Origin of the sequence: Halorubrum ruber, from assembly GCF_018228765.1 — an archaeon.
Classification (GTDB): domain Archaea; phylum Halobacteriota; class Halobacteria; order Halobacteriales; family Haloferacaceae; genus Halorubrum; species Halorubrum ruber.
This window is the reverse complement of the sequence record NZ_CP073695.1, coordinates 1762652-1780100: the sequence shown is the minus strand read 5'-3', so window position 1 is coordinate 1780100 and position 17449 is coordinate 1762652. Positions and strand designations below refer to the sequence as shown.

Sequence of the window (17449 nt, the reverse complement as noted above, 5' to 3'; positions counted from 1 at the left end):
GAGCGCTACTCGGCGTCGGCCTTCTGTTGGATCTCCTCGACGATCTCGGGGTTCCGCAGCGTGCTCGTGTTCCCGAGCTCCTCGCCGTCGGCGATGTTCTCCAGCAGGCGGCGCATGATCTTCCCGGACCGGGTCTTCGGCAGGTCAGGCGTGAACACGACCTGCTCGGGCCGGGCGATCGGGCCGATGGCGTCCTCGACGGCCGCGACGATCGCCTCGCGGAGCTCCTCGTTGCCCTCGTAGCCGTCCTCGGTGGTGACGTAGGCGTACACCGCCTCGCCTTTGATGTCGTGGTTCCCGCCGACCACCGCGGCCTCGGCGACGCCCTCGACGCCGACGATCGCCGACTCGATCTCCATCGTCCCCAGCCGGTGGCCGGAGACGTTGAGCACGTCGTCGACGCGGCCGAGGACGGTGATGTAGCCGTCCTCGTCGATCTTCGCGCCGTCCTCCGGGAAGTACACCCAGTCGTCGGGGTCGTCGCTGTCGGTGTCGGAGTACTCCGCCCAGTACTCCTCGATGTAGCGCTCGTCGTTGTTGTACAGCGTCCGGAGCATGCCGGGCCACGGCTTCTGTACCGTGAGGTAGCCGGCCTTCCCGGGCTCTACCTCGTCGCCGAGCGTGTCGAGGATCTGGACGTCCAGCCCCGGCAGCGGCGGCCCCGCGGCGCCGGGCTTCATGTCCTTGACGCCGGGCAGCGTCGTCACCATCATCCCGCCGGTCTCGGTCTGCCACCACGTGTCGACGACGGGACACTCCTCGTCGCCGATGTGCTTGTAGTACCACTTCCACGCGCGCGGGTTGATCGGCTCGCCGACCGTGCCGAGCAGCCGCAGCGAGGAGAGGTCGTGGCGGTCCGGGAACTTCGACCCCCACTTCATGAACGCCCGGATCGCCGTCGGCGCGGTGTACAGCTGGGTCGCCTCGTGCTCCTCGACGATCTCCCAGAGTCGGTCGCGCTCCGGGTGATCCGGCGTCCCTCGTACATCATCGTCGTCGTGCCGAGCGAGAGCGGCCCGTAGACGATGTACGAGTGCCCCGTGATCCAGCCGATGTCGGCCGAACAGAAGTAGGTGTCATCCGGCTTGATGTCGAGCACCGACTGCGAGGTCCACGACACCCACGAGAGGTAGCCGCCGGTCGTGTGTTTCACGCCCTTCGGCTCCCCCGTCGTCCCCGAGGTGTACATCAGGAACAGCATGTCCTCGGCGTCGCGCGTGACCGGCTCGACCTCGGCGCCCTCGTGTTCCGCCACGAGGTCGCCGTAGTCGATCTGGTCGTCGCCGAGATCGTGGCCGAAGTCGTCGCCGTTCGGCCCGAGCCGGTCGACAACGACCGTGGTCGTCTCGTGGTCGACGCCCGCGAGCCCCTCGTTCGCCTTGTCGAGGTGGTCGAGCGGGTCGCCGCGGCGGTAGTAGCCGTCGCAGGTGACGAGGTACTCGGAGTCCGCGGAGTTCATCCGCGTCGCGAGCGCGTCGGCCGAGAACCCGGCGAACACGACGCTGTGGGGCGCGCCGATGCGCGCGCAGGCCAGCATCGCGATCGGCAGCTCCGGGATCATCGGCATGTACATCGTGACGACGTCGTCTTCCTCGACCCCCTGCTCCCGGAGGGCGGCCGCGAACTCGTTCACCTCGCGGTGGAGCTCCTCGTACGTGTACGTGCGGTCGTCCTCATCGACCGGCTCGCCGACCCACTCGATGGCGGCCTCGTCGCCGCGCTCGTCGAGGTGTCGGTCGAGGCAGTTCGCCGACGCGTTCAGCTCGCCGCCCGTGAACCACTCGTAGAAGGGCGGGTTGCCGTCGTCGAGCACCTGGTCGTAGTCGGTTTCCCACTCCAGCAGGTCGGCGGCCGTCTCCCAGCACTCGGGCCAGTTCTCCTCGAACTCCTCGTATATCTCTGGGTCGGAGACGTTCGCCTGCTCGACGAACGACTCCGACGGCTCGAATACCTCCTGTTCCGCTAATCTCGCTTCCAGTTGGCCGTCTCCCTCTGTCATGGTACGGGCGTACCCAACCAATATCGCCATATAAACGCTGACGCTAAATACGAAAAATCGTGATAGATCCTCTCCGACCCGGCGCGGATGTCTCAGCGGGCGACGAGGGCCCCGTCGGAGCGACGACCCCGCCGTCGCCTCGCGATTCGGCCGGTCACCCGCCGGGCGGGGTCGCCCGCTCGTCGCCCTCCCGAATCGGACGGTCCGCGTTGTCCTCGAAGACGCCGTCGAGGAGGGCTCGCTGCGCCTTCCGGAGGTGGTTGTGGAACGTCGGCGACGAGACGTCCATCGCGTCGGCCACCTCCTCGGCCGTGCTCCCGCGCGGCCAGTCGAAGTAGCCGCCGTGGTACGCCGCCGACAGCGCGGCCCACTGGCGGTCGGTGAACCGGTCGGCGACCCCGTCACGCAGCGACGACTCCGTTCGCGGCGACCGTGCGACCGACTCCTTGCTCGCGAGCCTGACGTCCGCGAACCGGTCGCGGAGCCCGTCCGCGACGGGGCGGACGTTCGTCCCCTCGGGGAAGTCCGCGACGACGCGGACCCGGCCGTCGGCGGCCGACGCGTCGCGCACGGTCGCGCCGTGGTCGATGAGCGCCCTGACGAGCGACCCGTCCGCGAGGCGGACCGACGCCGAACAGCCGTCCTCGCCTGTCTCTATCACCCGGAAGTCGGAGACGCCCGGCGCCGACTCGACGACCGCCGCGACGTCCTGCGGGCGGGCCCCGTCGACGGAGAGGTACGCCCGGGAAACGTCGTCGTCGACGTCGACGGTCGACGCCAGTTCGATCCGGCAGCCCAGTCGCTCGCTCGCGCGGGCGAGAAACGCTCGTTCGTCGGTCGTGTGGAACTCAACCTCTGTGACCGCGTCGGAGTGGAGCAGCTCTCGCCACCGCTCAGCGGTGATCGCGCGGCCGAGACAGCCGCCGAGGGCGGTGAGCGCTCGGCGTTCGGGCTCGCCGACCGGATCGCCGTCGGCCGCGACGGCACAGAGCGCGCCGTGGACCACGCCCTCGGAGGCCACCGGCACCGCGACCGCAGGCCGGCCGTCCGTCTCCTGCCGGCCGTCGGTCGTCGCCGGTGCGCCGTCCGTTATCACGTCCAGCCACGGACCGCCGGCCGCGACGCCGCGGTCCGCGAGCGTCTCGCGGTCGACGCCGGCCGCGTCGGTCACGTCCGCCCGCCCGCCGCCGACCGCCCGACGAACGACCCACGCCTCGGCCCAGCGGTCGGCCTCGATCAGTCCGGCGGCGACGGCCGCTGCCGGGGCCGCGGACCCGGGCTCCGCGAGCGCCTCGAATCCCGGTAGGACGGTCCGCGTCACCCGTTCCGCTGACGGGTCAGCGGTCCCCTCGTCGCCGGCGATAGCGGCCGCAAGGGCCTCTCCGTCGAGCGGGTCGAGGTACGGGTCGAGCGTGCCGAGCGACTCCCAGCCGCCGGCGTCGCGGACCGCTCGCGGGTCGACGCCGCGGTCGACGAGCTGCCGCCGCGCGAACGTCTTCCGCAGGGAACTGGGGGTAACCCGCTCGTCGAGCGCGGCGTCGGTGAGGCCGGCCGCCCGCGCCGCGGTCTCGCTCACGATCATCTGGACGCGGCGGGGCGAGACGTCGACGTACGGGTCGTCCTCGTCGAGTCCCTCGCTCGTCGCGTACCGGTCGAGGTCGGCCGCCAGCGACGCCGGAACGACGGTCTCTCGGTCGACGGGTTCGTCGTCGGACGGTGGCGATTCACCCTCCGCGCTCCCGTCGTCGCCCGCGGGGACCGCGAGGAGGCGCGCGCCCGCAACCGACTCCGCTTCGCGTAGGTGTCGCGGCGCGACGCGGGTTATCTCCTCGGTGCGGAGCCCGGCCTCGCCCGCCAGCCTGACGACGAGCGCCGCGCGATACGTCTCCGCGGCGGTGACGAGCGCGTCGTATGTGTCCGCGTCGAGGCCGTCGACCATTCGTTTCGGAACTCAACAAGTAGCCGAAACAAAACTGTTCCGGAAAACGCCACCTCCGCGATGGAGCTTCCCGCTCTTTGGCGAAAGCACCCCTTACCGCGGTCACATCTCGACCGAGCGGTTTCGGTTCTGTTCGGCACTCCGAAACGACGGTCGCCGTCACCCGGACGCGCCGACGCCCCAGGAGACGTGGTCCCACAGGCGCTCGTAGCCGTATACGTGAGCGTCTTTAAGACGTTGGTCACGAGACCGATGCTCGCCGCCTGCCCGACGTCGCTGACGAGGAGAAACGCGACCGCGACCGTCACCATCAGCGCCCGGTAGCAGTTGGTCTTGACGACCGCCCGTCGACGGCCGTGTATCGCCTCCCGCGAGAAAACGACAGCTCCCACGCCGGTCGATTCGGTCGCCGCGAATACGTACGTTACCCGTGTCAGTATGCGTTTAAACAGCCCATATTCACCTACTCATTTCTCGCACGGTCGACTCGATCTCGCCCACCACCTCCGGGTTGCGGAGCGCGCTCACGTCGCCGAACTCCTCGCCGCGGGCGATGTCCTCCAGCAACCGCCGCATGATCTTCCCCGAGCGCGTCTTCGGGAGTTCGGGGGTGAACACGACGCGGTCGGGGCGGGCAACGTCGCCGACGGCGCTCGCCAGCCGGTCCGCGACGGCGTCGCGGAGGGCCTCGTCGGGCTCGACCCCACTCTTCGTCGTCACGTACGCCACGATGTGCCCGTCGCCGTCGCCGACGACCGCGGCCTCGGTCACGCCGTCGGCGTCGACGATGGCCGCCTCTAACTCGCCGGTGTTGAACCGCTGTGCGCGGACGTTGATCACGTCGTCGACGCGCCCGAGGATCGTGACGTAGCCGTCCTCGTCGACGGTTGCGCCGTCGCCGGTGCGGTAGCGCCAGCCGTCCTCGCCCTCCACCCAGTACTCCCGCAGGTAGCGCTCGTCGCCCTCGCGGAGCCCGCGCAGCATGCCGGGCCACGGGGAGGCGAGCGTGAGGTACCCCGACTCGCCCGGGTCGACCGGCTCGCCGTCCTCGTCGACGACGCGGGCGTCGATGCCCGGCAGCGGCGGGCCGACTTTCCCCGGCTTCATCGGTGTTATCCCCGGGAGGGTGGCGAGCGAGATAGCCCCCGTCTCCGTCTGCCACCACGTGTCGACGACGGGGACGTCGCCGCCGCCGACGTGCTCGCGGTACCAGCGCCACGCCTTCGGCGTGATCGACTCGCCGACGGTCCCCAGCAGGCGGATCGACGAGAGGTCGTGCGACTCGGGGTACTCCGCGCCCCACTTCATGAACGACCGGATCGCGGTCGGCGAGGTGTAGAAGACGCTCACCGCGTTGCGCTCGATCAGGTCCCAGACGCGGTCGCGGTCCGGATAGTCGGGCGACCCCTCGTACAGCACCGTCGTCGTCCCGGTCGCGAGCGGCCCGTACACGCCGTAGGAGTGGCCCGTGATCCAGCCGATGTCGGCCGCGCACCAGTAGGTGTCGTCGGGGCGCACGTCCAAGACCTTCCGCGTCGTCCATGCGACGTGCGCGAGGTAGCCGCCCGTCGCGTGCTCGACCCCCTTCGGCCGCCCGGTCGTCCCCGAGGTGTACATCACGAAGAGGAGGTCGGTCGCGTCGCGGGCGACCGGCTCGACCGTTTCGCCGTCGTGCGCGTCGACGAGCGCGTCGTACTCGTGCTCGTCGTCGCCCAGCGAGACGGCCAGCTCGTCGCCGAGGCGGTCGACGACGACCGCGGCCGACAGCTCTCCCTCGGCGCGTATCCGCGCGTTGTCCGCCTTCGACTTCTGGTTGAACGCGTCCTCGCGGCGGTAGTAGCCGTCGCAGGTGATCAGGTACTCGGAGTCGGCGGCGTCGATCCGCGTCGCGAGCGCCTCCGCCGACAGCCCCGCGAAGACGACGTTGTGCGGCGCGCCGATGCGCGCGCACGCCAGCATCGCGATCGGTAGCTCCGGGATCATCGGCAGGTACAGCGTCACCACGTCGTCCTCCTCGACGCCGAGGTCGCGGAGCCCGGCCGCGACCGCGTTCACCTCGCGGTGGAGGTCGAGGTAGGTGTACGACCGGCGCTCGCCGCGCTTCCCGAACCACCGGATCGCGAGCTGGTTCCGCCGCTCGTCGAGGTGGCGGTCGACGCAGTTCGCCGCGGCGTTGAGCCGCCCGTCCGGGAACCACTCGTAGAAGGGGGGGTCGGAGTCGTCGAGGACCGTCTCGTACTCGCGGTCCCACGTCAGGAGGTCGGCGGCCGCGCGCCACGCTTCCGGCCCCTCGCGGTCGAACCGCTCGTACACCGCGGGGTCGCTCGCGGCGGCTCGCGTCCGGAAGTCGGCCGGCGGCGGGACGGCGTCCTCGTCCCCGTCGACGAGCCGACCGTCGGTCCCGGGATCGTCCATGACACAGTATGGCCCGCGGAGGCCCGTATACTTTGTCCGGGTCTCCGCCGAGTGAGAGTCCCCACCGAATGCGGCGGTCGCGGCGGTCGCGGCGGTCCCCCCGCTCAGGCCGACTCCTCGGCGGGCGGCGCCGAGAGCTCGGCGGCCTTCGCCCGGGCGCGGGAAACGATGGAGGGCTTCGCCTCGAAGTCGACCGTCACCTGGTCGCCCGCGTACGTCTCCTCGGCGACGTGCCCGTGGTCGTGGACCCACGAGACGAGGCTCATCGCGTCGTCCGAGACCGGGAGGACGAGCCGCTCGCGCTCCCAGTCGGGGAGCTCGCCCTCGACGCGGTCGCGGAGCTCCGCGACGCCCGCGCCCGTCTTCGCCGAGACGGCGATCGGGTCGGGCGCGACGCCGGAGAGCGCGGCGCGCTTGTCCGCGAGCTCGCCGGGCTCCAGCCGGTCGATCTTGTTGAACACGGTGACGACGGGCGCCTCGTTGCGCTCGTAGAGCGTGTCGTGGCTCGTGACGAGCTTCTCGCGCATCTCCTCGACCGGCTCGCTGGCGTCGACGACGAGCAGCACGAGGTCGGCGCGGTAGACGGAGTCGAGCGTCGACTCGAACGACTCCACCAGCCAGTGGGGGAGGTCCGCGATGAACCCGACCGTGTCGGTGAGGAGGACGTCGCGCTTCTCCATCTCGGCCCGGCGCGTCGTGGTGCCGAGCGTCGTGAACAGCATGTCCTGCGACTCGGCGGTGGTGTCGAGGTCGCGGTGGCGCTCGTCGTTCTCGTCGACGGCCAGCTCGTCGGCGAGCTGGCGCATCAGCGTCGACTTCCCCGCGTTTGTGTAGCCCGCGAGCGCGACGAGGTCGAAGCCGGAGTCCCGGCGCTGCTCGCGGCGCGCCTCCTCCTTCTCGGCGATCGATTCGAGCTCGTCGCGGATCTCGGAGATCTGCCGCTTGATGTCGCGCTCGACGCTCTCGTCGTACTCGCCGAGCCCCATGAACCCGGGGCGCTCGTCGCGCTTCGCGAGGCTCGCCTTCGCTTCGGCGCGCGGCAGCTCGTAGCGCAGCTCCGCGAGGTCGACCTGGAGCTGCGCCTTCCGGGTGTCGGCGCGCTGTCCGAAGATCTCGAGGATGAGCGTGAACCGGTCGACGACCTCGACGCCCTCCGGGAGCTTCCCGCCGATGTTGAACGTCTGGTACGGGCCGACGTCGTTGTCGATGATCACCGCTTCGGCGTCCGTCCGGCGAACGAGGTCGCGCAGCTCAGCGACCTTCCCCTCGCCGAACATGAACGCGGCGTCCTCGGTGCGGGTCTGCGTGAGCTCGCCGGCCACGTCGTAGCCCGCGGCGGCCGCGAGCTGCCCGATCTCGGTGAGGTCGGCTTCTCCGGAGTCGACGCGCTTGGCGACGACTGCGCGGCGTCCCCCGGTCGGCGACTCGGCGTCGGCGTCCGCTTCCCCGGTGCCCCCGCTCATCGGAGGTGGTCCCGGGCGGCGTACGCGGCGTGGTGTGCTGCCTGCACTGTCTCGCGCTCGCCTATGCTCTCGACGTATTTAAAGTCGGGCTGAAAGCTGAGGCCGACGCGTTCCGCCGGCTCCTCGTAGAACTCGCCGCCCTCCGCGACGATCGGACCGTCTGGCGGCGTCGGGAGGTCGCCGACCGCCTCCGCAGCGAGCGCGACGGTCGCCTCCAGCGTCGGCCCCTCGCGCGCGGCAGCGAACCCCATCCCCTCCACCGACCGGATCCGCGCGGAGTCGATCCGCGCGTGGACCGCGGCCGCGACCATCAGGTACTCGCCGTCCTCCTCGTGGCGGCCGCTGATGTCCACGCCGACGACTTCAGGGGTGGGCGGCGTTCACCACAGTTCGACCGATCCGCGCGTCCACTCGGTTGTCTGTGCGTCCATGCGAGAACGTTGGTCACCCGGCGAATTGAACGTTTCCGTCGGGCGTGCGACAGCGGCGGCGCTTAGGCGGACGCACGCCAACGGCGTCGCTCAGTCCCGGAGGTCGTCGACGACGGCCGCGATCCGCTTGACCGCTTCGTCGACGTCGCTCTCGTCGACGTCGAGGTGAGTCGTGAACCGCGTCGTGTAGTCCGCGAACTCGACGCAGCCGACGCCGGCCTCCTTACACGCCGCGTAGAGCGACTCGGCCGGGACCCCGGCGTCCTCGGTGTGCGCCACGACGATGTTCGTGTCGGGCGCGGGCGCGTCGACGCCGTCGATGGCGTCCAGCCCGGCCGCGAGCCGCTCCGCGTTGGCGTGGTCCTCGGCGAGGCGGTCGACGTTCGCTAACGCGCGGATGCCGGGCGCAGCGATGATGCCGGCCTGCCGCATCCCGCCGCCGAACAGCTTGCGGACGCGGCGCGCGTCCTCGACGAAGTCCTCGTCGCCGGCGAGGATCGAGCCGACAGGCGCGCCGAGCCCCTTCGAGAGACAGAAGGTGACGCTGTCGGCGGGGGCGACGATCTCGCTCGCGTCGACGCCGAGCGCGACTGCGGCGTTGAAGACGCGCGCGCCGTCGAGGTGGACCGGCACGTCGGCGTCGCGGGCGGCCTCGGCGGCGGCCGCGATCCGGTCGACGGGGACCGCGACCCCGCCGCGGTAGTTGTGGGTGTTCTCCAGAGAGAGGAGCCCGGTCCCGGGGCGGTGGAGGTCCTCGTCGACGAGCCCCTCGCGGACCGCGTCGGGCGTCGGGACGCAGCGGTCGCCGGCGTCGATCGTCCGCGTCTGGACGCCGGAGAGCTTGGCCGCGCCCGCCAGCTCCCAGCGGTAGATGTGCGACTCGCGCTCCAAGAGGAGCTCCTGCCCCGGCTCCGTGTGCGCGTGGACCGCGATCTGGTTCGCCATCGTCCCGGAGGGGACGTACAGCGCGGCCTCGGTCCCCACGGCGTCGGCGGCGCGCCGCTCTAACTCGTTGACGGTCGGGTCGTCGCGGTACACGTCGTCGCCGACCTCGGCGGTCGCGGCCGCGTCGCGCATCTCGTCCGAGGGCGCCGTGACGGTGTCGGACCGCAGGTCGATGAAGTCGTCGTCGGACATCGGTTGTATGCCGTTCCGCGGCGGCGGGCATATATCCCGCGCTCGGCGAACGCCCTCGGAGACCGACCGTTTCCGACGGTCCCGAGGCCGATCCACCCGGTTCCGCGTTCGGTCCCTATTTAACGACAGCGGCCGATCCGTGGCGTATGGCAACGGAAGCCGCGCCAGACGACGCAGCCGACGCACCGGACGCCTACGACGCCCTCCTCGACCGCGTCCAGCGGTGGAACGCGGTCGGCAGCGCCTCCGGCGTCCTCGGCTGGGACCAGCAGGTGATGATGCCCGAGGGCGGTACCCCCGCTCGATCGAAGCAGCTCTCGGCGCTCTCCTCCGTCCACCACGACATGGTCACCGACGACGAGACCGGCGAGCTGCTCGACGAGCTCGACGACGCCGACCTCACCGACGAGCAGGCTGCGGTCGTCCGCGAGGTCCGCCGCGAGTACGAGCGCGCCGACGCCGTCCCCGTCGAGCTCGTCGAGGAGATCTCCGAGACCGGCTCCGAGGCGCTCCAGGCGTGGGAGGAGGCGAAGGCCGAGGACGACTTCGAGACGTTCGCCCCGTACCTGGAGAAGCACGTCGAGCTGAAGCGGGAGTACGCCGAGCACATCGACCCCGACCGCGACCCCTACGAGGTCCTCTTCGAGGAGTTCGAGCCGTGCCTCTCGATGGAGCGCGCCGAGTCGATCCTCACGGAGCTCCGCGAGGCGCTCGTCCCGATGATCGACGAGATCCGCGAGTCCGACGTCGACCTCGCGGTCGACACCTTCGAGGGGACCTTCCCCGAGGACGAGCAGGAGGCGCTCTCCCGAGACGCCTTGGAGCTCGTCGGCTACGACTTCGACCGCGGTCGGCTCGACGTCTCCTCGCACCCGTTCACCTCGGGCAACCAGTTCGACTGTCGCGTGACGACCCGGTTCGACGAGGAGGACCCGCTCGGCGCCGTCGGCTCGACGATCCACGAGTACGGCCACGCGCAGTACAACCTCGGGCTGCCGCAGGAGCAGTTCGGCACGCCGCTCGGCGAGTCCCGCGACCTCTCGGTCCACGAGTCGCAGTCGCGCCTCTGGGAGAACCACGTCGGGCGCAGCAAGGCGTTCTGGCAGGAGTTCCTCCCGATCTTCCAGGAGCACTTCCCGCAGACCGAGGAGGCGACGGTTCAGGACGCCTACGAGGCGTTCAACCAGGTGTACGAGGATAACCTCATCCGCGTCGAGGCCGACGAGCTCACCTACCACCTCCACATCGTCATCCGGTTCGAGATCGAGCGCGACCTGATCCGCGGCGACCTCGACGTCGAGGACGTGCCGGAGGTCTGGAACGACAAGTACGAGGAGTACCTCGGCATCCGCCCCGACACCGACAGCGAGGGCTGCCTCCAGGACATCCACTGGAGCCACGGCAACTTCGGCTACTTCCCCACCTACTCGCTCGGCTCCGTGATGGCCGCCCAGCTGTTCGAGGCCGCGGAGGACGACATCGACGACCTCGACGGGAAAATCGCCGACGGCGAGTTCGGCGACCTCCAAGAGTGGCTCGGCGAGAACATCCACCGACACGGCTCCCGCTACGAGACGAACGAGCTCGTGAAGCGCGCGACCGGTGAGGACTTCTCGGCGGACGCGTTCCTCGACTACGTCGACGAGAAGTACGGCGAGCTGTACGGGATCTAACGGGACGCGAGCGAACGACCGCGCTTCGCGGATTCACGGCTCGACGAGGTTGGCTCGCCGCCTCACGGCTCGAAGACGTCGACTCGCCGTCTCACGATTCGACGATGTCGACACCCCGGATCTCGAACCGGGCTCCGCCGGACGCGCTCTCCGTTATCTCGACGTCCCACTCGTGGGCGTCGGCGATCTGCGAAACGATCGACAGGCCGAACCCGGTCCCGTCGGCGTCGGAGGTGTAGCCCGCGGCGAACACGTCCCCGCGGTCGTCGGGCGGGATGCCTGGGCCGTCGTCGGCCACGTAGAAGCCGTCGGCCAGCTCGCCTATCGTCACGGAGACGTCGTCGCCGCCGTGATCGAGCGCGTTTTTCAACAGGTTCTCGAGGAGCTGTCGGAGGCGGTCGGGGTCGGCGCGAACGTCGCGGTCGCACTCGACTGTGAGCGTGGCCGCCGACGTCGCCAGCGGGTCCCAGCAGTCGTCGGCGAGCCCTCCGAGATCGATCGTCGTGAGCGAGAGCGTCTCAGACCCCATCTTCGCGAACAGCAGCAGGTCGTCGATGAGTCGCTCCATCCGCCCGTGGGCGTCCGCGACCGCGTCGAGGTGCGGACTCGAACACTCCTCGGCAACGATTTCCAGCCGGCCCGTGGCGACGTTGAGCGGGTTCTGAAGGTCGTGGCTCACCACGGACGCGAACTGGTCGAGCCGCTCGTTCTGCCGCTGAAGCTCCCGCTCACGGTCGAGCCGGTCCAGCGCGGTCGCGGTGTGACTGACGAGGAGCTCCGCCAGCTCGATGTCGTCGTCGTCGAAGTCCCCCGTCGTCGTCTCGACCGCCTGGAACACCCCGTGCTCGCCGATCGGCACGCTGATCCCGGACCGGTACGAGGCGTCGGCCGGCACCGTCTCGTCGTCCGGCGTGACCTCGGCGACGGTGTACGACTCCCCGGTCTGGTAGGTCTTGCCGGCCAGTCCCTCGTCGACGCGCATCCGTTGGCTGCCGTCCGACGGCGCGTCCGCGGAGGTCGCGTACGGGACGAGCCAGTCGTCCTCCCGAATCACGATGGTACACAGGTTGAAATCGAGGAGGTCGGCCGCCGCCGCGACGGTCCGTTCGCAGACGTCCGTGACCGTCTCTTCGGTCTGGATCGTGGTCGCGACGTCGTGGAGCGTCTCGATGACGGCGGCGCGGCGTCGTCCCATGGTGTCGTACTGGAAACGCGAGGTAATGAATGTCACAGGTTCCGGCGGTGCCTCCGGAGGACCACAGGGCCCGTCACACGCCCAGCCGGAACCCGGTCATCAGGACAATCAGCGCGAGCATCACCGCAGCCTCGAACAGCCCGACGACGAGGTTCTTCTTCTCGATCGATTCGAGCCGCGAGGCGTCCGGGTCCGGCGACAGCGTCTCGTAGTACGCGCTGAGCTGGAGCCGGTGCGGGACCGCTAACCCGAACGCGAACAGCCCCCAGCCGAGGCCGAGCGCGAGCCCCGACCACATCCCGCCGAAGCCGTAGCCGAGCCCGAGGTCGGGCGTGAGGAGGACGGTCCCGGAGAGCACCGTCGTCAGCGAGAAGCCGACGAGGAAGAAGACGGCCTTCGGAATCAGCGTCCTGTTCACCGCGGCCGACGCCTCCTCGTCGAGGCCGCCCAGCGTCGGCCCGATAATCGCGGGGAAGATCAGCGCGAAGCCGAACCACACCGCGCCGGCGGCGACGTGCGTGTAAAAGAGCAGCTCGGTGCTCGCGAGCGCGAGGCTCGCGGCGAGGAACGCCAGCGGCACGAGGAAGCTCCCGGCCGCGAACGCCGGGTTCGCGGCGTCCGCGAGGTGGCGAACTCGTTCGACGAATCCCGACTCAGCGACGTGACGGCTACCTTCGTCAGCGACAGCCATGGACGCCGGATCCCGAGTCTCCGTCAAATGCGTTCTGGTCGACACGATCGCAGCCGGTTCTCAGCGGTGACCACGTGCTCACCACCCCAGTACACTGTTGAGTACCCGTAGTTGGTAGTTGACCGCTCTCGATCGCTCAGTACAGAGGAAGAGATGAGCGATAGCGGGAGTAGGTGTAGTATGTCGTGAGTGAGGTCGTTTATAAACCAGAGTGCGGTGTTGCTGTCGGCTGTTTATAAGTGACTGACGCCACCGCGGCGAGTGTCTCCAAAGCCCCAGCCGTGAGGGCGTCGTACGCTCGCTGTCGTTCGAAAGGCGCGAAGCGCCTTTCGTGATGACGAGAGAGCTTTGCTCTCTCGAACCACGCTCCTCGGTCGCTCACTCCGTTCGCTCCCTGCGGTGCTTACGTCGCCTACGACGCCCTCACGGCTGCCCCTTTGAGTCCCGCCCCACACAGCGACCGCACCTCACGCCTCCCCAGCCTCGCCGCTCGCTCCGCTCGCGGCGTCCCTCGCGGGCTGGCTCGCGGCCTCCGCTTCGCTCCGGCCGCTCGCAGGCGCGCCACCGCATCCCTTTTATAACCCCTCGTCGCCGCCGCTCACCGTCATTTAAATACGACATCGCGGCCGGCGATCTGCGATACTCACTCCCGTAACCGATCGAGAAGCACGCTTCAGCTATCGGCTGTTTCAGGCATGTCGGTGTTTATAAAGAGAAGTTTAACAGCGCCCTCCGGTCGCGAGACCCCGATTACTTCTCGATGATGCTCTCCTCGACGGCCTCGCCGAAGTGGCGCGCGACGTCCTCGTAGTAGACGAGCGCCTCGTCGCCGGGCTCGACGTCGGTGACGGCCTTCCGCCCCTCGCTCGTGGCGATCTTCACGGTCTCGGCGTTCTGGATGAGCGTCTCGATCCGGTCGGTCCCGTCCTCCGTCTCTATCTCCGCCTGGATCCGGAACATCGGGCGCTTCTCGATCTTCACCCGGCCCACGACCGCCTCGCGGGTGTGGCCGTCGGTGTCGACGACCTGGACCTCGTCGCCGCTCGACAGCTCCGCGAGGTAGTTGGTGCCGCCCTCGGCGTTGCGGACGTACGCGTGGACCGCGCCGGCGTTCACGCGGAACGGTCGCGAGGCGACGTACGGCGACTCCGCGGTCTCGGCGTGGACGAAGAAGAGCCCGCGCGACATCGAGCCGACGAGCATTCCCTCGCTGTCGTCCATCAGCGACCCGGTGTCGATACAGACGCGGTCGGCCATCCCGGTCTGTTCGACCTCGGTCACCTCGGCGTGCCGGAGGTCCAGCGTCTCGCGGTCGGCCGCGTCGCGGGCCTCGACGGCGCCGCGGATCTCGTCGGGCGAGTCCGTGTCGAGGAGGACGCCGTCGGCGCCGATCTCCAGCGTCTCGAACGCGGTCCGGGCCTCCGCGGCCGTCGTCGCGCCCGCGACGAGGTGGGTCTCATCGCCGACCCGCGCGATGAGGTTCTCTAAGGGGATGATCGACCAGTCCTCGCCGATGACCACGGTGAAATCGGCCTCGTCGGCGGCTGCCTCAGCGAATTCCTCGTACTCGGTGCCGAGGACGCGGACGTACGCGCCCTGTGCGCGGTCGTCGCGGCGGCGCAGCGTGGTCAGGTCCGCCGACCCGGAGAAGTCGTCCGGCATCGAGACCGTCCCGTCCCCCTCGCCGCCCTTGCCGACGAAGTACGCGTCGGCCTCCACGTCGCTCTCGGCGTCGTCGATCACGTCGGCGTCCGAGCGGAACGCCGCCACGTTCACGTCGCCCAGTTCGCGGACCCGGCCGACGTCGTCCTCGTCGACGAGCACCCAGTCCGCGCCGGCCTCGATGGCCGTCGTGACCCGTCGCTTGCGCGCCTCCCAGTCACCGACGTCCCCGTCGGCTTTGACCCAGACCGTGCGTGTCATTGTCGAAACCTCACGGCGCGCCGGCTTGAAAACTGCGAAAGGGTCGTGCGTTGCGGGCGTCGGCCCGGCAGACGACAAAGCACTTATCGGTGAGATAGTATCGTCTGACATACACTCCCGCATGACGCAACCAAGCCAGCGCCTCTCGGACGCGGGGTCCCGGTACGCCGCGGCGCGCGAGTCCCTCCGCGAACGCGCCCGGCCCCACCTCGGGATCGACCCGCGGGCGCTCGGCGCGTTCCGGATCGCGGTGGCGTTGGTGCTCCTCGCGGACCTGCTGATCTACCGGCTTCCGGCGGTGCGGACGTTCTACACGGACGACGGCGTCCTCCCGCGATCGACGCTCGCCGAGGTCTACCCGCTGTTGGAGCGCGCGTCCCTCTACGCGATGTCCGGATCGGCGCGAGTACAGACGGGGCTGCTCGCGGTCGCCGCCGTCGCCGCCGTCTGCCTGTTAGTCGGCTATCGCACGCGGGCGGCCGCGGGCCTCTCGGCCCTCCTGTTCGCGTCGCTGTACGCGCGGAACCCGTACGTGCTCAACGGCGGGAACACGGTGCTGGTCGCGTTCCTGTTCTTGAGCCTCTTCCTCCCGCTCGACGCCCGCTGGTCGCTCGGTGCCGGCCGCCGGAGCGGCGGCGAAGACGAGGAACGGCGAACCGACGCCGACGGAGGCGCGAGCGCCGGGGGAGGAGACGCCGGTGACCCGCGGATCTGTTCGCTCGGCACGGCCGTCACCCTCCTGACGCTCGTGTCGATATACGCGGCGAACGCGGTCTCGAAGTACCGGAGCGACTCGTGGATGTCGGGGACCGCCGTCCCGCGGATCTTCCAGTTGGGCGAGTTCACCGTCGGGCTGGGGCCGCTCGTCTCGGAGTACACCGCGGCCCTCACCGCGACCAACTGGCTCTGGATCGCGCTCCTCTCCGTCTCCCCTCTGCTGGTCGTCGCGACCGAGCGGCACAGGACCGCGCTCGCCCTTGCGTTCATCTCCGCGCACCTCGGCATGGCCGCGACGATGCGGCTCGCGGTGTTCCCGTTCGTCATGAGTTCGATCCTGCTCCTGTTCCTCCCGCCCGGCGCGTGGGACCGCGTCGAGGCCGTCGCGTCGAGGGCCTCCGAGGCTACGGGGCTCGCGGAGACCGATCGGCCGCACCGGAGCGATGGCGGGACCGACGCACGGACCCCGTCCCCGACCCCGTCGCGGACCCGCCGCGGGATCAGGGCGGGAGCCGCCGCGCTGCTCGTCGGCTTCTTCCTCGCGCTCGTGTGGTGGCAGGCCGCGGGGGTCGGGCTCGTCGACCTCCCCGCACAGGAGTCGACCGGACAGCTGTCGGAGGTGAGCTGGTCGTTCTTCGCGCCGAACCCCCCGGACGCCTCGGGCTGGTACGTCGTCGCGGGCACGCTCGAATCCGGCGACACGATCGACCTGCGCGACGGCGGCGCGGTCTCGTACGACCGGCCGCCGGACGCGGCGGAGACGTATCCGTCCACTCTCTGGCATCAGTTCGGCTTCAGAATGAAGAACGCCGCCGAGTCGCAGTATCGACCGGTGGCGTCGTACGCCTGCGAACGGTCGGACCGCGACTTGGAGTCCGTGACCGTCTTCCACGTCGAGCAGCCCGTCGACGCGACCGGCCCGGTCGGGGAACCGGACGCGGAGGAGCGAGTGCGCGTCGCCTGCTGACGCGGATCCCGAGCGCGATTGACCCGTTACGCCTCGACGAATCCGCCCGCCCGGAGCGCCTCCTCGACGCCGGCGTCGTCGTGGACGACCGCGGAGACGGCGCGCGCGATTCCCTCGGGGTCGTCGTGCTGGAAGATCGACCGCCCCATCGACACGCCCGCCGCGTCGCCGTCCATGGCGCCGCGAACCATCTCGACCGTCTCGCGGTCGGTCCCCTTCGAGCCGCCAGCGATGACGACCGGGAGCCGGGTCGACTCCGTGACGCGCTCGAAGGAGTCGCCGTCGCCGGAGTAGCCCGTCTTCACCACGTCGGCGCCGAGCTCCTCGGCGAGCCGGACGGCGTGTCCGAGGGCCTCCGGATCGCTCTCGTCGACGCTCGGACCGCGCGCGTACGCCATCGCGAGGACCGGGAGCCCGAGGCGCTCGGCGTCGGCCGTCAGCTCCGCCAGCTCCTCGATCTGGTCCGGCTCGTGGTCCGAGCCGACGTTGATGTGGAAGGAGACGGCGTCGGCGCCCGCGCGGACGGCGTCCTCGGCCGTGCCGGTGACGCGCTTGTCGCTCTCGTCGGGGCCGATCGTCGTCGACCCGTTGAGGTGGACGATGTAGCCGGCGTCGTTCTTGTTCTCGTGGACGCGGGGCGCGATCCCGCGCTGGGTGAGCACCGCGTCCGCGCCGCCGCTCGTGACGCCGTCGATCGTCGACTCGATGTCGACGAGCCCCTCGACGGCGCCCATCGTGATCCCGTGGTCCATCGGGACGATGAGGTATCGGTCGTTCGTGGAGATGCGGTCGAGTCGTGCCGAGAGTCCTGCTGTCATTGTGAGGTGGGTCGTTGTGTGAGAGTGTGGCAATCGGAGGTAAGTCGGTTTCGTTCGGGGACGTATTGGTTCGTTTCGGGG

Annotated in this window: 11 protein-coding genes and 2 pseudogenes; 2 read left to right on the top strand and 11 right to left on the bottom strand. The window is 69.9% G+C overall.

Going from position 1 to position 17449, the window contains the following annotated elements; genetic code table 11:
* Positions 1-5: 5 nt before the first annotated feature.
* The 7 genes and pseudogenes from acs (J7656_RS08835) to J7656_RS08805 all read right to left on the bottom strand — a co-directional run bounded on the left by acs (J7656_RS08835) (position 6) and on the right by J7656_RS08805 (position 9384).
* A pseudogene (gene acs / locus J7656_RS08835) lies at positions 6-1999 on the bottom strand (acetate--CoA ligase).
* A gap of 154 nt (positions 2000-2153) precedes the next feature.
* Positions 2154-3938, bottom strand: coding sequence for a bacterio-opsin activator domain-containing protein (locus J7656_RS08830; protein WP_017343240.1), 1785 nt, complete (start codon positions 3936-3938; stop codon positions 2154-2156).
* 159 nt (positions 3939-4097) lie between these two features.
* Positions 4098-4330: pseudogene (locus J7656_RS15170) on the bottom strand (DUF2061 domain-containing protein).
* A gap of 67 nt (positions 4331-4397) precedes the next feature.
* Complete coding sequence (gene acs / locus J7656_RS08820; protein ID WP_017343241.1) at positions 4398-6353, bottom strand: acetate--CoA ligase; 1956 nt, start codon at positions 6351-6353, stop codon at positions 4398-4400.
* A gap of 104 nt (positions 6354-6457) precedes the next feature.
* Complete coding sequence (gene hflX, locus J7656_RS08815) at positions 6458-7816, bottom strand: GTPase HflX (protein ID WP_017343242.1); 1359 nt, start codon at positions 7814-7816, stop codon at positions 6458-6460.
* The gene (locus tag J7656_RS08810; RefSeq protein WP_017343243.1) at positions 7813-8169 is read right to left on the bottom strand and encodes a DUF2209 family protein; all 357 of its coding nucleotides are present in this window, start codon (positions 8167-8169) and stop codon (positions 7813-7815) included. Before J7656_RS08810 ends, hflX begins: the two co-directional genes overlap by 4 nt.
* Positions 8170-8337: 168 nt before the next feature.
* A complete protein-coding gene (locus J7656_RS08805) occupies positions 8338-9384 on the bottom strand; it encodes a threonine aldolase family protein (protein WP_211553066.1) in 1047 nt (348 codons plus the stop codon).
* Positions 9385-9530: 146 nt separating this feature from the next.
* On the opposite strand from J7656_RS08805, the gene J7656_RS08800 reads away from it, so the two are divergent.
* Positions 9531-11057 (top strand): carboxypeptidase M32, encoded by a 1527-nt coding sequence (locus tag J7656_RS08800; RefSeq protein ID WP_211553065.1) that lies wholly within the window; start codon positions 9531-9533, stop codon positions 11055-11057.
* Positions 11058-11148: 91 nt separating this feature from the next.
* Here the strand turns inward: J7656_RS08800 and J7656_RS08795 are convergent, their stop codons facing one another.
* The 3 genes from J7656_RS08795 to J7656_RS08785 form a co-directional block, all read right to left on the bottom strand.
* Positions 11149-12252 (bottom strand): sensor histidine kinase, encoded by a 1104-nt coding sequence (locus J7656_RS08795; protein ID WP_211553064.1) that lies wholly within the window; start codon positions 12250-12252, stop codon positions 11149-11151.
* 73 nt (positions 12253-12325) lie between these two features.
* On the bottom strand, positions 12326-12943 hold the full coding sequence (locus J7656_RS08790; RefSeq protein WP_017343247.1) for a hypothetical protein: 618 nt from the start codon (positions 12941-12943) through the stop codon (positions 12326-12328).
* Between the two features lie 750 nt (positions 12944-13693).
* A complete protein-coding gene (locus J7656_RS08785) occupies positions 13694-14866 on the bottom strand; it encodes a 3-dehydroquinate synthase II (RefSeq protein WP_211553063.1) in 1173 nt (390 codons plus the stop codon).
* 121 nt (positions 14867-14987) lie between these two features.
* On the opposite strand from J7656_RS08785, the gene J7656_RS08780 reads away from it, so the two are divergent.
* Positions 14988-16550, top strand: a complete 1563-nt coding sequence (locus J7656_RS08780) for an HTTM domain-containing protein (protein ID WP_211553062.1) — start codon at positions 14988-14990, stop codon at positions 16548-16550.
* Between the two features lie 26 nt (positions 16551-16576).
* On the opposite strand, the gene J7656_RS08775 is transcribed toward J7656_RS08780, so the two are convergent.
* Complete coding sequence (locus tag J7656_RS08775; protein ID WP_211553061.1) at positions 16577-17368, bottom strand: 2-amino-3,7-dideoxy-D-threo-hept-6-ulosonate synthase; 792 nt, start codon at positions 17366-17368, stop codon at positions 16577-16579.
* Between the last annotated feature and the right edge of the window lie 81 nt (positions 17369-17449).